Origin of the sequence: Kitasatospora indigofera (assembly GCF_014655955.1) — a bacterium.
Classification (GTDB): Bacteria; Actinomycetota; Actinomycetes; order Streptomycetales; family Streptomycetaceae; genus Kitasatospora; species Kitasatospora indigofera.
Genome location: NZ_BNBO01000030.1, coordinates 90,842 through 104,034 on the forward strand (window position 1 = coordinate 90,842; position 13,193 = coordinate 104,034).

Annotated in this window: 14 protein-coding genes and 5 tRNA genes; 4 read left to right on the top strand and 15 right to left on the bottom strand. The window is 72.4% G+C overall.

All coding sequences use genetic code 11. The annotated features are described in order from the left end of the window. Nucleotides 1-80: 80 nt before the first annotated feature. Nucleotides 81-1,082, bottom strand: coding sequence for an NAD(P)H-dependent glycerol-3-phosphate dehydrogenase (locus IE329_RS24040; protein ID WP_190213038.1), 1,002 nt, complete (start codon nt 1,080-1,082; stop codon nt 81-83). Continuing rightward, on the bottom strand, nt 1,079-1,945 hold the full coding sequence (locus tag IE329_RS24045; protein ID WP_190213039.1) for a lysophospholipid acyltransferase family protein: 867 nt from the start codon (nt 1,943-1,945) through the stop codon (nt 1,079-1,081). The genes IE329_RS24040 and IE329_RS24045 overlap by 4 nt, the downstream gene beginning before the upstream one ends. Nucleotides 1,946-2,176: 231 nt before the next feature. Here IE329_RS24045 and cofC point away from each other — a divergent pair, with 231 nt between their 5' ends. Next, a complete protein-coding gene (cofC, locus tag IE329_RS24050; protein WP_229927707.1) occupies nt 2,177-2,863 on the top strand; it encodes a 2-phospho-L-lactate guanylyltransferase in 687 nt (228 codons plus the stop codon). Nucleotides 2,864-3,000: 137 nt separating this feature from the next. Next, nucleotides 3,001-3,219 (top strand): hypothetical protein, encoded by a 219-nt coding sequence (locus IE329_RS24055; RefSeq protein ID WP_190213041.1) that lies wholly within the window; start codon nt 3,001-3,003, stop codon nt 3,217-3,219. Between the two features lie 58 nt (nt 3,220-3,277). Here the strand turns inward: IE329_RS24055 and IE329_RS24060 are convergent, their stop codons facing one another. Beyond that, nucleotides 3,278-3,613 (bottom strand): hypothetical protein, encoded by a 336-nt coding sequence (locus tag IE329_RS24060; RefSeq protein ID WP_190213042.1) that lies wholly within the window; start codon nt 3,611-3,613, stop codon nt 3,278-3,280. Continuing rightward, on the bottom strand, nt 3,595-3,855 hold the full coding sequence (locus IE329_RS24065; RefSeq protein ID WP_190213043.1) for a hypothetical protein: 261 nt from the start codon (nt 3,853-3,855) through the stop codon (nt 3,595-3,597). Before IE329_RS24065 ends, IE329_RS24060 begins: the two co-directional genes overlap by 19 nt. Nucleotides 3,856-3,992: 137 nt before the next feature. Here IE329_RS24065 and IE329_RS24070 point away from each other — a divergent pair, with 137 nt between their 5' ends. Then, nucleotides 3,993-4,754: a GntR family transcriptional regulator gene (locus IE329_RS24070; protein WP_190213044.1), complete on the top strand. Its 762-nt coding sequence runs from the start codon at nt 3,993-3,995 to the stop codon at nt 4,752-4,754. A 299-nt stretch (nt 4,755-5,053) separates the two neighbouring features. On the opposite strand, the gene IE329_RS24075 is transcribed toward IE329_RS24070, so the two are convergent. From IE329_RS24075 to leuC, 4 genes are all read right to left on the bottom strand, one after another. Next, nucleotides 5,054-5,770 (bottom strand): HU family DNA-binding protein, encoded by a 717-nt coding sequence (locus IE329_RS24075; protein ID WP_190213045.1) that lies wholly within the window; start codon nt 5,768-5,770, stop codon nt 5,054-5,056. Between the two features lie 133 nt (nt 5,771-5,903). Beyond that, nucleotides 5,904-6,131, bottom strand: coding sequence for an SCO5555 family protein (locus IE329_RS42220; RefSeq protein ID WP_073926024.1), 228 nt, complete (start codon nt 6,129-6,131; stop codon nt 5,904-5,906). Nucleotides 6,132-6,402: 271 nt separating this feature from the next. After that, entirely contained in the window at nt 6,403-6,999 is a 597-nt protein-coding gene (gene leuD, locus IE329_RS24085; protein ID WP_190213046.1) for a 3-isopropylmalate dehydratase small subunit, read from the bottom strand. Between the two features lie 5 nt (nt 7,000-7,004). Beyond that, the gene (gene leuC / locus IE329_RS24090; protein WP_073926026.1) at nt 7,005-8,426 is read right to left on the bottom strand and encodes a 3-isopropylmalate dehydratase large subunit; all 1,422 of its coding nucleotides are present in this window, start codon (nt 8,424-8,426) and stop codon (nt 7,005-7,007) included. A 231-nt stretch (nt 8,427-8,657) separates the two neighbouring features. On the opposite strand from leuC, the gene IE329_RS24095 reads away from it, so the two are divergent. Beyond that, nucleotides 8,658-9,371: an IclR family transcriptional regulator gene (locus tag IE329_RS24095; RefSeq protein ID WP_030306825.1), complete on the top strand. Its 714-nt coding sequence runs from the start codon at nt 8,658-8,660 to the stop codon at nt 9,369-9,371. A 426-nt stretch (nt 9,372-9,797) separates the two neighbouring features. Here the strand turns inward: IE329_RS24095 and IE329_RS24100 are convergent. The 7 genes from IE329_RS24100 to IE329_RS24130 all read right to left on the bottom strand — a co-directional run bounded on the left by IE329_RS24100 (nt 9,798) and on the right by IE329_RS24130 (nt 12,959). Continuing rightward, a tRNA-Gln gene (locus tag IE329_RS24100) sits at nt 9,798-9,872 on the bottom strand. A 44-nt stretch (nt 9,873-9,916) separates the two neighbouring features. Continuing rightward, nucleotides 9,917-9,992 (bottom strand) — tRNA-Glu (locus tag IE329_RS24105). 70 nt (nt 9,993-10,062) lie between these two features. Continuing rightward, nucleotides 10,063-10,138 (bottom strand) — tRNA-Glu (locus IE329_RS24110). Between the two features lie 61 nt (nt 10,139-10,199). Further along, a tRNA-Glu gene (locus IE329_RS24115) sits at nt 10,200-10,272 on the bottom strand. Between the two features lie 27 nt (nt 10,273-10,299). Then, a tRNA-Gln gene (locus tag IE329_RS24120) sits at nt 10,300-10,371 on the bottom strand. A gap of 250 nt (nt 10,372-10,621) precedes the next feature. Beyond that, complete coding sequence (gltX, locus tag IE329_RS24125) at nt 10,622-12,133, bottom strand: glutamate--tRNA ligase (protein ID WP_190213047.1); 1,512 nt, start codon at nt 12,131-12,133, stop codon at nt 10,622-10,624. Between the two features lie 10 nt (nt 12,134-12,143). Further along, nucleotides 12,144-12,959 carry a fumarylacetoacetate hydrolase family protein gene (locus IE329_RS24130; protein ID WP_190213048.1) on the bottom strand — a complete coding sequence of 272 codons (816 nt, stop codon included), beginning with the start codon at nt 12,957-12,959 and terminating at the stop codon, nt 12,144-12,146. Nucleotides 12,960-13,193: the final 234 nt, after the last annotated feature.

Here is a 13,193-nt window from a genome sequence, read left to right on the forward strand (position 1 = left end):
CGCCGGGCGGCGGCCCCGTCCGCGCCGTCCGCGCCGGACAGGGCCGGACGCGCCGGACAGGGCCGGACGCGCCGGACCGCCTACCGGCGCTCGGGCTTGGCCGAGCGGGCCATCAGCGCGGCCAGCACCTCCTGGGTGGGGCGCCCGTTGTGCACCACGTCCACCACCGCCTCGACGATCGGCATGTCGACCCCGGTGCGCCGGGCCAGGTCCAGCACCGACTCGCAGGACTTGACGCCCTCGGCGGTCTGGCTGGTCGCCGCCACCGCCTCGGCCAGCGTCATGCCGCGGCCCAGGTTGGTGCCGAAGGTGTGGTTGCGCGACAGCGGCGAGGAGCAGGTGGCGACCAGGTCGCCCATCCCGGCGAGCCCGGCGAAGGTGTACGGGTCCGCGCCGAGCGCCGCTCCCAGCCGGGTGGTCTCGGCCAGGCCGCGGGTGATCAGCGTCGCCTTGGTGTTGTCGCCCAGGCCCATGCCGTCCGCCATGCCGACCGCCAGGCCGATCACGTTCTTGACCGCGCCGCCCAGTTCGCAGCCGACCACGTCGGTGTTGGTGTACGGGCGGAAGTAGGGCGTGTGGCAGGCCGTCTGGAGCCGCTTGGCGACCACCTCGTCGCTGCACGCCACCACCGTCGCGGCGGGCTGCCGGTTGGCGATCTCACGGGCCAGGTTGGGGCCGCTGACGACCGCCACCCGCTCTGGGCCCACCCCCGCGACCTCGGCGATGACCTCGCTCATCCGCTTCGCGGTGCCGAGTTCGATGCCCTTCATCAAGCTGACCAGCACCGTGCCGGGTTCCAGCAGCGGCGCCCAGGCGCCCAGGTTCTGCCGGAGCGTCTGGGAGGGCACCGCCAGCACGGCGAACTCGGCGCCGGCCAGGGCGGCGGCCGGGTCGGTGGTCGCCGTGATCGCGTCGGACAGCCGGACACCCGGAAGGTAGTCCGGGTTCTCGTGCGTCGTGTTGACCGCGTCGACCAGCTCCTGCCGGCGGCCCCACAGGGCCACCTCGCAGCCCGCGTCGGCGAGGATCATCGCGAAGGCGGTGCCCCACGATCCGGTACCGAACACCGCGCAACGGGTCACTTGCTGTTCTCCTCGGTGGTGCTGTCGTCGGTGCCCGTGCCGGCGCCCGCGGGGCGCTTGGGCCGGCCGTCGGCGGCGCGGTGCCGCTCGGCGGTCGCCTTCACCGCGCGGGCCCGGGCCTCGGTGCGCATGTCGTAGCGCTCGGCGGGCGGCTGCTCGCCGCGGATGCCGGCCAGCACCTCGGTGATCGCGGCCATGATGTCCTCGGTGGCGTCGCGCAGCACCTGCGGGGTCAGTTCGAGCCCCTGGTAGCGGCTGAGGTCCACCGGCGGCCCGGCGGCCACCACCACCTTGTGCCGGGGGAAGAGGTTGAACTTCCCCTTGCCGGCGGCGCCCCGGCCGTAGGGCGGGATGATCTCGTGCGCGCCCCAGTGCGCCACCGGGACGACCGGCGCCCCGGTCATCAGCGCCACCCGGGCCACCCCGCTCTTGCCGGTCATCGGCCACAGGGCCGGGTCCCGGGTGAGGGTGCCCTCGGGGTAGAACTGCACGCACTGGCCGCCGTTGACGGCGTCGATGGCCGCCCGGAACGCCTGCGCGGCGTCGGTGGAGTCCCGGAACACCGGGATCTGGCCGGTCTTGCGCAGCATGAACCCGATGAACGGCACCGAGAACAGCGTGGACTTGCCCAGTATCCGGGGCGGCCGCCCGCTGTTGTACTGCCAGTGCGCGTACACCAGCGGGTCGATGATCGAGTTGTGGTTGACCGCGGCGAGGAAGCCGCCCTCCTTCGGGAGGTGCTCCCAACCCCGCCAGTCCGGCTTCACCAGAGCGGTCGTCACCGGTTTCACCAGCACGGCCGCGAAGCGGTACCAGATGCCGTAATCGGCGTTGCCGAAAGCGGCGTACGAGCGGCGGGCCACCCCAGGTCCTCCTCATCCGGTGCGACACGTGGGGTGCCGCAGGTCAGTCGCCTCCCGGTGTCCCCGGCCGGGGGTCCGGCGCTCGGGGCCGAGCGCGGAACAGTTTCGCCCGACCGCTCACCGGCTGTCGAGCAACCCCTCCGGACCGGACCGGCTCACGTGACCAATCGCACGTCAGCCCGGACGGGGCGGCCTGGCGGGGGTTCCGGGACCGGCGCCACAATGGCGCCGATGACCCAGGACACGGTACGCCCCGACGGCACCCTCCCGCCCCCCGCACCCACCGGCGGGTGGTCACTGGTGCTCCCGCTCAAGCCGCTCGGGCTCGCCAAGAGCCGGCTCGCCCGCTTCGCCGGGCCGCACCGCGCCGACCTGGCCCTGTCCTTCGCCCTCGACACCGTCACCGCCGCGCTGGCCTGTCCGGGCGTGTCCCGGGTGCTGGTGGTGACCGGCGACCCGCTGGCCGGGGAGCGGCTGGCCGCGCTCGGGGCGGTGGTGGTCGCGGACGAGCCCGGCGGCGGTCTCAACGCCGCGCTGACGCACGGCGCAGCGTACGCCCGCAGGGCCTGGCCGGACGCCCCGCTGGCCGCCCTCTCCGCGGACCTGCCCGCCCTGCGACCGGCCGAACTCGCCCGGGTGCTGGCCGCCGTGCCCACCGGCGGGCCGGGCAACCGGGCCTTCCTCGCCGACGCCCCCGGTCTCGGCACCACCCTGTTGGCGTGCGCCCCCGGCGCGCGGCTGGCGCCGGCCTTCGGCGAGGGCTCGCGGGCCCGGCACGCGGCCGGCGGGGCGTACGAGATCACGCTGCCGGACGTGCCGTCGGTGCGCCGCGACGTGGACACCGGCGAGGACTTCGTCCAGGCCCTCGCCCTCGGGGTGGGCCCGTACACCGCGGCGGCCGCGGCGGCCCTGGTCTGACCGGGCGCCGCTCCCCCACCGGCGCCCTCCGCCCGGCAGCCCGCTCACCCAACACCCCGTTCGCCGCCCCGGCACCCCGCTGTCCCGCCGCCCCGCTCGGCCTCCGCGGGCGGACCGGCGCTCGATATGCTGCTCGCATGCAGGCCACCGCGTTCACCTTCGACCCCGACACCCGGGCGGGCTCCGTGCTGCTCGACGACGGCACCCCGGTGCCGTTCGACACCGCCGCGTTCGACGCCGGCGGCCTGCGGCTGCTGCGGCCCGGCCAGCGGGTGCGGATCCGCACCGAGGGCGACGGCGAGGCCCGCCGGGTGGTCTTCGTGACCCTGCAGACCTTTCCCGACCCGATGCTCTGAGCCTTTCCGACCCGATGCTCTGAGCCCGGGGGCCGGTCACCCGGCCCCCGGCCGCCCGTCACGCCGAGCGCCCACGGCCCCCCGCCGGCCCGGCCCGGTCCGCCGGGGCGATCCGGACCAGGTGCAGCCGGCCGGCCAGCCGGAAGCTCAGACTCAACTCGCCGTCCCGCTCGATGGATTCCTCCACCCGCCGGACCGCGCCCGGGCCGAGGAAGTGGCGGTAGGCCTCGTACTGGGTCCAGCCCAGCGGCAGCACCCGCAGCGCCTCCCAGAGCGCCGCCACCGCGTCCGGCAGCCTGCTGAAGGTCGCCGGCTCGGCGATGTCCTCGATCTCCACCGTCACCGCGCCACCGGCCCGGTCGCTCCCGTCGCTCTTCACCCTGGCTGCTCCCACTCCTCGTCCTCCTCGTCGAGTTCGGCCCAGACCGCCTGGGCCGCGTCGGTGTACCGGTGCCCGTAGCGGTCGGCCCCGGCCAGCACGGCCAGCACCGCGCCGTGCGCCTCGTCCCCCAGGTCTCCGGGCACCGCCGCCTCCACCAGGAAGCCGCCCTCCCGCCGGCACCGGACGCGGGCCCGGGTGCCCGCCGCCACTGCGAGACGAACCGCCAGGTCAAACGCCTTGGTGTGGGCACGCACCGACTCTCCCCGAGAGCAGACAGTCACAGACTGTGAATCTAAAGCATTAGATTCCACCTGATGCATTAGATTGTCAACGCTGAAATACCCGCCCTGCCGCGACCGGCAGGCGCGGAGCCTGCCGCCGGGAGAGCCAGATGCCCTCAGAGGTGCCCCCGTACCTGCAGATCTCGGACGACCTGCGCCGTCGCATCGCCGAGGGCGAATGGCCGCCCGGCGAGCGCCTGCCCTCCCGTGCGCAGCTCGCGCTGGCCTACGGGGTGGGCGCCAACGTCCTGCAGCGGGCCCAGGAACGGCTGATCGCCGAAGGCCTGCTGGAGGGGCGGGCGGGATCCGGCACCTACGTCAGGACCCCCACCGAGCGCTCCCGGATGGTCCGCGCCCGGCTCAGCGACCGGCACACCGATTCACCCTTCCGGACCCGGCTGCGCGAACAGGGCCGAACGGGCAGCTGGGAGTCGAACAGTCATGTCCGCACCCCGGCGCCGGAACACGTCGCCCAGCGGCTGAACATCGCCCCGGGCGACCTCACCGTGCGGACCTGCTACGAATTCCTCGCCGACGGCCGGCCCGCCCAGCTCGCGGAGAGCTGGGAGCCGATGGCCGTCACCGACGGAACGCCGGTGCTGATGCCCGAATTCGGGCCGCTGGCGGGCCGGGGCGTGGTGGAGCGCATGGCCTCGATCGGCGTGGTGGTCGATTTCGCGGTCGAACTCCCCCGCCCCGGCCGGGCCACCACCGAACAGGCCCACCTGCTGGGCATCTCGGCCGGCGACCTGGTCACGCTGGTCGAACGGACCTATTTCGACCTGGACGGCCGCGCGGTGGAAACCGCCGACATCGTCATTCCCGACGCCCTGTGGGAAATCGCGTACGAGTTCCCGGTCGAACGCCGCTGACCCGGTGACGGCGCCGGGCCGTCGCGGGCCGGGCGGCCGACGGCGGCCGCCGGGCTGCCCGCCCGGGCCGGGCGGGCAGGTCACGCCCGGACCGCGCGTCACCGGCCGGACATCGGGCCGGACAACCGGCCGGACAACCGGCCACCGCCCCCGGGGCCGCCCCGGCCACCCCGAGGCCGCAGGAGCGCGCGGCGCACGCAAAAGAGCCGTGGGGGCCCCCCACCCGGAGTTCCGAGTGGGCGGGCCGCCACGGCTCACGACCCCGTACGGGGTCGTCGCCCGGGGACCGTGCGAAAGGACTACTTCGCGGTGGTCTTGCGCGCGGTGGTCTTGCGCGTGGTGGTCTTCTTGGCCGGGGCGGTCTTCTTGACCGCGGTGGCCTTCTTGGCCGCCGTCGTGGTCTTCTTGGCCGCGGGGGCGGGGGTGGCCGCGGTCTTCTTGACGGCGGCGGCCTTCTTGGCGGTGGTGGCCGTGGTCTTCTTCGCGGCGGCGGTGGTGGTCTTCTTGACCGCGGCCGCCTTCTTGGCCGTGGCGGCCGTGGTGGCCGTGGTCTTCTTCGCGGCGGCGGTGGTGGCCGTCTTCTTCGCGGCCGTCTTCTTGGTCGCGGCCGGGGCAGCGGCGGCGGCGGTCGCGGCGCGCTTGGTGGCGGCACGCTTGACGGCGGCGGTCGTGCCGGACTTGCCCGGGGTGAGCGAACCCTTGGGGGCCTTCTTGACCGACGGGCCCTCCTTCGGCAGCTTCTTGCTGCCGCTCACCAGGTCCTTGAAGCCCTGGCCGGGGCGGAAGCGAGGCACCGAGGTCTTCTTGACCTTGACCTTCTCGCCGGTCTGCGGGTTGCGGGCGAAACGCGCGGAGCGCTCCACCTTCTCGAAGGTGCCGAAGCCGGTGACCGAGACCCGGTCACCCGCGACAACGGCACGCACCATGGTGTCGAGCACTGCGTCGACGGCCTCTGCGGCAGCCTTGCGACCGCCCAGCTGCTCGGCCACCGCTTCGACAAGCTGAGCCTTGTTCACGTCTTCCCCTTCAGAAACGGGCGCCGGATGATTCCATCCGTTCAATTCGCACGTTAGGTATGTATCTGCGGACTTTCAATTACCAAACGCGCGAATCACCCTAGTGTCGCAATGGATTTGCGCGTCTGCGACCTCAGCGGACGGGCGGGGGCCCCTCGTCGAGGTCCTGGACAAAGCGACTCAACCGCCGTGCCGCCTCCGGAAGATCGCGCTTGGCGGCCTCGGTGACGATCAGCAGTTGACGGGTGAGAGCGGTCTTTGCATCGGCAGACACGTTCAGCGCATGCACGCGGGCGTGAGCTTGCTTCAACCGCTCGGCCACGAGCGCGAAGAGCGCTGCGACTTCCGGGTCGTCCGGCACCTCGTCCGGCGAGGTGCCGTCGTCGTCCGGCCGATCGTCAATTCGGCGTTCGGCTCCCCGGCCCGTGGTCTCCGACGACGCGGGTTCGCGCCCCGCGTACGGAGGTTCATGGTGCCGGTGCATGTACTGATTGTGCCATCTGCGCGGAGTTGTGCTGCGCGCGGGTTTATCGGGAGCCCACGTCAGGCCCTAAGTCGGCCCCGCAACGCCGCGATGGCCCGCCCCCCCGAGGGGGGACGGGCCATCGCGGAAGGTCACCGAAAGCGCGGTCTCAGAGGACCGGCAGGGTACGCGGTTTGAAGGCCGGACGGGTGGTCTCGAAGGCCGCGATGTCACCCTCGTTCTGCAGGGTGATGCTGATGTCGTCGAGGCCGTTCAGCAGCCGCCAGCGGACATTGTCGTCCAGCTCGAATGCCGCCGTGACGCCCTCGGCGCGCACCTCGCGGGCCTCCAGGTCCACCGTGATCTCGGCGGTCGGGTCGGCCTCGGTGAGGGCCCAGAGACGCTCCACGGTCTCCTGCGGCAGCAGCACCGTGAGCAGGCCGTTCTTCAGCGAGTTGCCGCGGAAGATGTCGGCGAAGCGCGAGGAGATGACGGCGTGGAAACCGTAGTTCTGCAGCGCCCAGACGGCGTGCTCGCGCGAGGACCCGGTGCCGAACTCGGGACCGGCCACCAGCACCGTGGCGCCGTCGCGCTCGGGCTGGTTGAGGATGAACGACTCGTCCTTGCGCCAGGCTTCGAAGAGGCCGTCCTCGAAACCGGTGCGGGTGACCTTCTTCAGCCAGTGGGCCGGGATGATCTGGTCGGTGTCCACGTTGCTGCGGCGCAGCGGGACGGCCCGGCCGGTGTGGGTGGTGAACTTCTCCATGCGGCTCAGGCCTCCACGGTGATGTCGGACGTGAGGTCGGCGGGTGCGGCCAGCCGGCCCAGCAGTGCGGTGGCGGCGGCGACCTGCGGCGAGACCAGGTGGGTGCGTCCGCCCTTGCCCTGCCGGCCCTCGAAGTTGCGGTTGGAGGTGGAGGCGCAGCGCTCGCCCGGGGCCAGCTGGTCCGGGTTCATGCCCAGGCACATCGAGCAGCCCGCGTGCCGCCATTCGGCGCCGGCGGCGGTGAAGACCTTGTCCAGGCCCTCCTCGATGGCCTGCAGGGCCACCCGGACGGAGCCGGGGACGACCAGCATCCGCACGCCGTCGGCGATCCGGTTGCCGTCCAGGATGGCCGCGGCGGCCCGCAGGTCCTCGATCCGGCCGTTGGTGCAGGAGCCGACGAACACGGCGTCGACCTTGACCTCGCGCAGCGGCGTACCGGCCTCCAGGCCCATGTACTTGAGCGCGTTCTCGGCCGCGACCCGCTCCTGCGGGTCGGCGAACGAGGCCGGGTCCGGCACGTTGGCGCCGAGCGGGGCGCCCTGGCCCGGGTTGGTGCCCCAGGTGACGAACGGGGTCAGCTCGGTGGCGTCGATGAAGATCTCGTGGTCGAAGACCGCGTCCTCGTCGGTGCCGAGCGTCTTCCAGTAGGCGACCGCGTCGTCCCAGTCCTCGCCCTTGGGGGCGTGCGGACGCCCCTCCAGGTAGTCGAAGGTGGTCTGGTCGGGGGCGATCATGCCGGCCCGCGCGCCCGCCTCGATGGACATGTTGCAGATGGTCATCCGGGCCTCCATGGAGAGGCTGCGGATGGCGGAGCCGCGGTACTCCAGGACGTAGCCCTGGCCGCCGCCGGTGCCGATCCTGGTGATGATCGCCAGGATCAGGTCCTTGGCGGTGACGCCCTCGGGCAGCTCGCCCTCGACGGTGATCGCCATGGTCTTGAACGGGGCGAGCGGCAGCGTCTGGGTGGCCAGCACGTGCTCGACCTGGCTGGTGCCGATGCCGAACGCCAGCGCGCCGAAGGCGCCGTGGGTGGAGGTGTGGGAGTCGCCGCAGACCACCGTGGTGCCGGGCTGGGTCAGTCCCAGCTGGGGGCCCACCACGTGGACGACGCCCTGCTCGACGTCGCCCAGGGAGTGGATCCGGACGCCGAACTCGGCCGCGTTGCGGCGCAGCGTCTCCAGCTGCACCTTGGAGACCGGGTCGGCGATGGGCTTGTCGATGTCCAGCGTGGGGGTGTTGTGGTCCTCGGTCGCGATCGTGAGATCGGTCCGGCGGACCTTGCGGCCGGCCAGCCGGAGGCCGTCGAAGGCCTGCGGGCTGGTCACCTCGTGCAGCAGGTGCAGATCGATGAAGAGCAGGTCGGGCTCGCCCTCGGCGCGCCGGACGACGTGGTCGTCCCAGACCTTCTCTGCGAGTGTCCGTCCCATCGGGTTCCCTCCAGCCGGCCGCTCTGCCGGCCTTCTCGTGTGGTCGAGGTCACTGCCATTGCCGCCCTGGTGAGGCTCGCGCCGGGCAACCTGCACGCCGGTTCGTCGTCCCCCTGCGCGCCGCTGTTGTCGGCGTCGGCGGGGGTTTCCTCCGGGCTGCTCCCTCAAGAGTGGCGCTTTTCCTGGAAGATTGAACTTGCGTCTCGCGGAATGAGACTGCAGTATCAGGGCATGGACAACTCTAGCGGCGTCGGCGTTCTCGACAAGGCCGCTCTGGTGCTGAGCGCACTGGAGTCGGGCCCCGCCACGTTGGCGGGGCTGGTCGCCGCCACCGGTTTGGCGCGGCCCACCGCCCACCGACTCGCCGTCGCACTCGAACACCACCGCCTGGTCACCAGGGACATGCAGGGCCGGTTCATTCTCGGCCCCCGACTCTCCGAACTCTCCGCCGCGGCGGGCGAGGACCGGCTGCTCGCCACCGCGGGCCCGGTCCTGACCCACCTGCGCGACGTCACCGGCGAGAGCGCACAGCTCTACCGCCGGCAGGGCGAGATGCGGATCTGCGTAGCCGCCGCGGAGCGGCTCTCCGGCCTGCGGGACACCGTCCCGGTCGGCAGCACCCTGCCGATGAAGGCCGGCTCCGCCGCCCAGGTCCTGCTGGCCTGGGAGGAGCCCGAGCGCCTGCACCGCGGGCTGCAGGGCGCCCGGTTCACCGCCACCGCGCTCAGCGGCGTGCGGCGCCGCGGCTGGGCCCAGTCGATCGGCGAGCGCGAGCCGGGCGTGGCGTCCGTCTCGGCGCCCGTCCGCGGCCCCTCCAACCGCGTGGTGGCCGCCGTGTCGGTCTCCGGCCCCATCGAGCGCCTCACCCGGCACCCGGGCCGTCTGCACGCCCAGGCCATCATCGAGGCCGCCAACCGGCTCACCGAGGCCCTGCGGCGCAGCTGAACACGGGCCGCAGCTGAACACGGGCCGCAGCTGAACACGGGCCGCGGCGGGCAGCCGCGGCCGGCAACGACAGGAAAACGGGTCCGCCCCCGGGTCATCTCCGGGGGCGGACCCGTTTCCGGTACCGCCCGCGACCCGCACCGCCAGGGGTTTCCGGGGCCGGCACCCGGGCATTTCCGGGCCGGCCGGCCCGCCCCGTGGTCCGAGGACCGGACGTACACCCGCGGACCGGTCCGGCGCACGCAACGCACCGGCGTCCCGGCGGGCGCCGGTGGGGGCCCGTCCGGCCAGGTCGGGCCCGGTGGCGCCGGACGGCGGCGGGGCCGGGCCCGACCCGCGCCGAATTCCGCCGGAAATGCGCACGGCGGAAATTCCCGGAAATGCAAAAAGGCCCCGGTGACCGGGGCCTGCGACCTTCTGAACAACTGGCTGGGGTACCAGGACTCGAACCTAGACTAAATGAACCAGAATCACTCGTGCTGCCAATTACACCATACCCCAACAAAGCATTCAGCCGATGGGCGAGCCCACCGGCCTTCCTGCTCTGGTACCCCCGACCGGATTCGAACCGGCGCTACTGCCGTGAGAGGGCAGCGTGCTAGGCCGCTACACAACGGGGGCAAACTTAGTGATCCCGACTTCGCCGCCTCCGGGGTTTCACATCGTCCGGATGGTGACAGTGGTAAGGATCTGGTACCCCCGACCGGATTCGAACCGGCGCTACTGCCGTGAGAGGGCAGCGTGCTAGGCCGCTACACAACGGGGGCTTGTACTGCTCGATACTACTGGGTACTGCTCTGGGCCCTGCTCGGCCCCTTGCGGGACCAGTACCCCCGACCGGATTCGAACCGGCGCTACTGCCGTGAGAGGGCAGCGTGCTAGGCCGCTACACAACGGGGGCTTGTACTGCGATGGTGCTCGTACTGCGCTGGGGTACCAGGACTCGAACCTAGACTAAATGAACCAGAATCACTCGTGCTGCCAATTACACCATACCCCACCTGAGTTCAACCCCTGCGGGGCCTTGCTCGGTGTTGCGCCTGAGGTTCGGTGCTGACGAGGTTTCTGGTCCCTCGCCGTTCCCTCCCGGGCGGCGCAGAAAGAACATTACCCGATGCCGGGCGCCGCTCCAAAATCGATAACCACGAGGGGGTACCCGCCGACCCCCGGGAGCTGCGGGAACGCCCTGCGGGCGGGCACCGGGCCGGACGGCCGGGTGCCCGCCCGCAGGGAGGCGGCGCGGGAGGTGCTCAGGCGGCCGGGACGGCGTCCAGGGCGGCCACCAGCCGGCGCAGCGTCTCGGCGCGGCCGAGCAGCTCCATCGACTCGAAGAGCGGCGGCGAGACCCGGCGGCCGGTGACCGCCACCCGCAGCGGCGTGAAGGCGAACTTGGGCTTGATGCCCAGCCCGTCCACCAGCGCCTCGCGCAGGGCGGCCTGGATCGGCTCGGGGGTGAAGTCCCCGAGCGCCTCCAGCGCCTTGATGCTGGCCTCCAGCACCGGACGGGCGTCCTGGGTGAGGACCTTGGCGGCGTCCTCCGGGTCCAGCGCGAAGTCGGCCGGGGCGACGAACAGGAAGCCCGCCATGTTGACGATCTCGCTGAGGACGACCATCCGCTCCTGGGTGAGCGGGGCCACCTTCGCCAGCAGGTCGAGCTGCTCGGCGCTCGGCTCGGCCGGCAGCAGGCCGGGCGCCTGCAGGTACGGGACCAGCCGGCGGACGAACTCGTCCGGGGCCAGCTCGCGCAGGTGCCGGGCGTTGATCGCCTCGCACTTCTTCAGGTCGAAGCGTGCCGGGTTGGCGTTCACCTTCGCGATGTCGAAGGCGGCCACCAGCTCGTCCGTCGAGAAGTGGTCGTCCTCGGCGGAGAGCGACCAGCCCAGCAGGGCCAGGTAGTTGAGCAGGCCCTCGGGCAGGAAGCCGCGCTCGCGGTAGAGGTTGAGCGAGGCCTGCGGGTCACGCTTGGAGAGCTTCTTGTTGCCCTCGCCCATCACGTACGGCAGGTGGCCGAAGCGCGGGGTGGCGCCGCTGCCGACACCGATCTCGGCGAGCGCCGCGTACAGCGCGATCTGCCGCGGGGTGGAGGAGAGCAGGTCCTCGCCGCGGAGCACGTGGGTGATGCCCATCAGGGCGTCGTCCACCGGGTTGACCAGGGTGTAGAGCGGGGCGCCGTTGGCACGGACGATGCCGTAGTCCGGCACGTTCTCGGGCTCGAAGCTGAGCGTGCCGCGGACCAGGTCGTCGAAGGCGATGGTCCGGTCGGGCATCCGGAAGCGCAGGATCGGCTGCCGCTGCTCCAGCTTGTAGACGGCGATCTGCTCGTCCGTCAGCACACGGCAGTGGCCGTCGTAGCCGGAGGGCTTGCCGGCCGCGCGGGCGGCCTCGCGGCGGGCGTCCAGCTCCTCGGTGTTGCAGTAGCACTCGTACGCGTGGCCGGCCTCGCGCAGGCGCCGGGCGACGTCCGCGTAGATGTCCATCCGCTGCGACTGCCGGTACGGCTCGTGCGGGCCGCCGATCTCCGGGCCCTCGTCCCAGTCGAAGCCGAGCCAGCGCATGGCGTCGAGCAGCTGGTTGTAGGAGTCCTCGGAGTCGCGGGCCGCGTCGGTGTCCTCGATCCGGAAGACCAGCGTGCCGCCGTGGTGGCGGGCGAAGGCCCAGTTGAAGAGGGCGGTGCGGACCAGGCCGACGTGCGGGTTGCCGGTAGGGGACGGACAGAAGCGGACCCGGACCGTCGGGTCCAGGTCTGCGGGTGCGTTAGCCACGCTTACAGCCTTATCCACGCGAGATGACCTTATTGGTGAGAGTGCCGATGCCTTCGACGGAGACGGCGACCTCGTCGCCGACGTTGATGGGGCCTACCCCCGCGGGGGTGCCGGTGAGGATGACGTCGCCCGGGAGCAGGGTCATCGCCTCGGAGATGTGGACGACCAGTTCGGCGATCGAGCGGACCATCAGGGAGGTCCGGCCGGCCTGGCGCAGGTCGCCGTTGACGGTGCAGGTGATGGCGAGGTCCGCCGGGTCCAGCTCGGTCTCGATCCACGGCCCGAGCGGGCAGGAGGTGTCGAAGCCCTTGGCGCGGGCCCACTGGCCCTCGCGCTGCTGGACGTCGCGGGCCGTCACGTCGTTGGCGCAGGTGTAGCCGAAGATCACCTCGGGGACCCGCTCCAGCGGGACCTCACGGCACATCCGCCCGATGACCACGGCGAGTTCGGCCTCGTGCTGGACGTCCGAGGAGAACGGCGGGTACGCGATGGACTCGGTCGGGCCGATCACCGCGGTGGAGGGCTTGAAGAAGGTCAACGGGACGTCGGGGACGGCGTTGCCCAGTTCGGCGGCGTGCGCCGCGTAGTTGCGGCCGACCGCGACGATCTTGTTGGGGAGCATCGGGGTGAGCAGGCGCACGTCCTGCATGCGGTAGCTCTCGCCGGTCAGCTGCGGCTGGCCGAAGGGGTGGCCGGCCATCGCGTGCAGGACCAGGGAGTCCGGCTGGGAGGCGTCACCCTCGACCACGCCGAAGGAGACGCTGCCGGCGGCGGCCCCACCCTCCACGGCACGGCCTTCTCGGACGGAAAACCTGGCAATGCGCACGGTCGGGCTACCCCTCGCTTCGTCGGACGCCCGGGGCGCGCCCGGGCGCTGGCGGGCCGCTCGGCCTGACGCGGCCCCGCTCAATCGCCTCCCAGGCTATCGCGTGAGCCCTCGGGTGCCCGCTTTGCCCCTTAGGTCCCCCGGCGGCGCCGCACGGGAGGGGCCCGGCGCCGCCGGGGGACCGGCCGTGCACGCCGGAGGGCGCCGCACGCCGCGCTGGACAGCGGCGTGCGG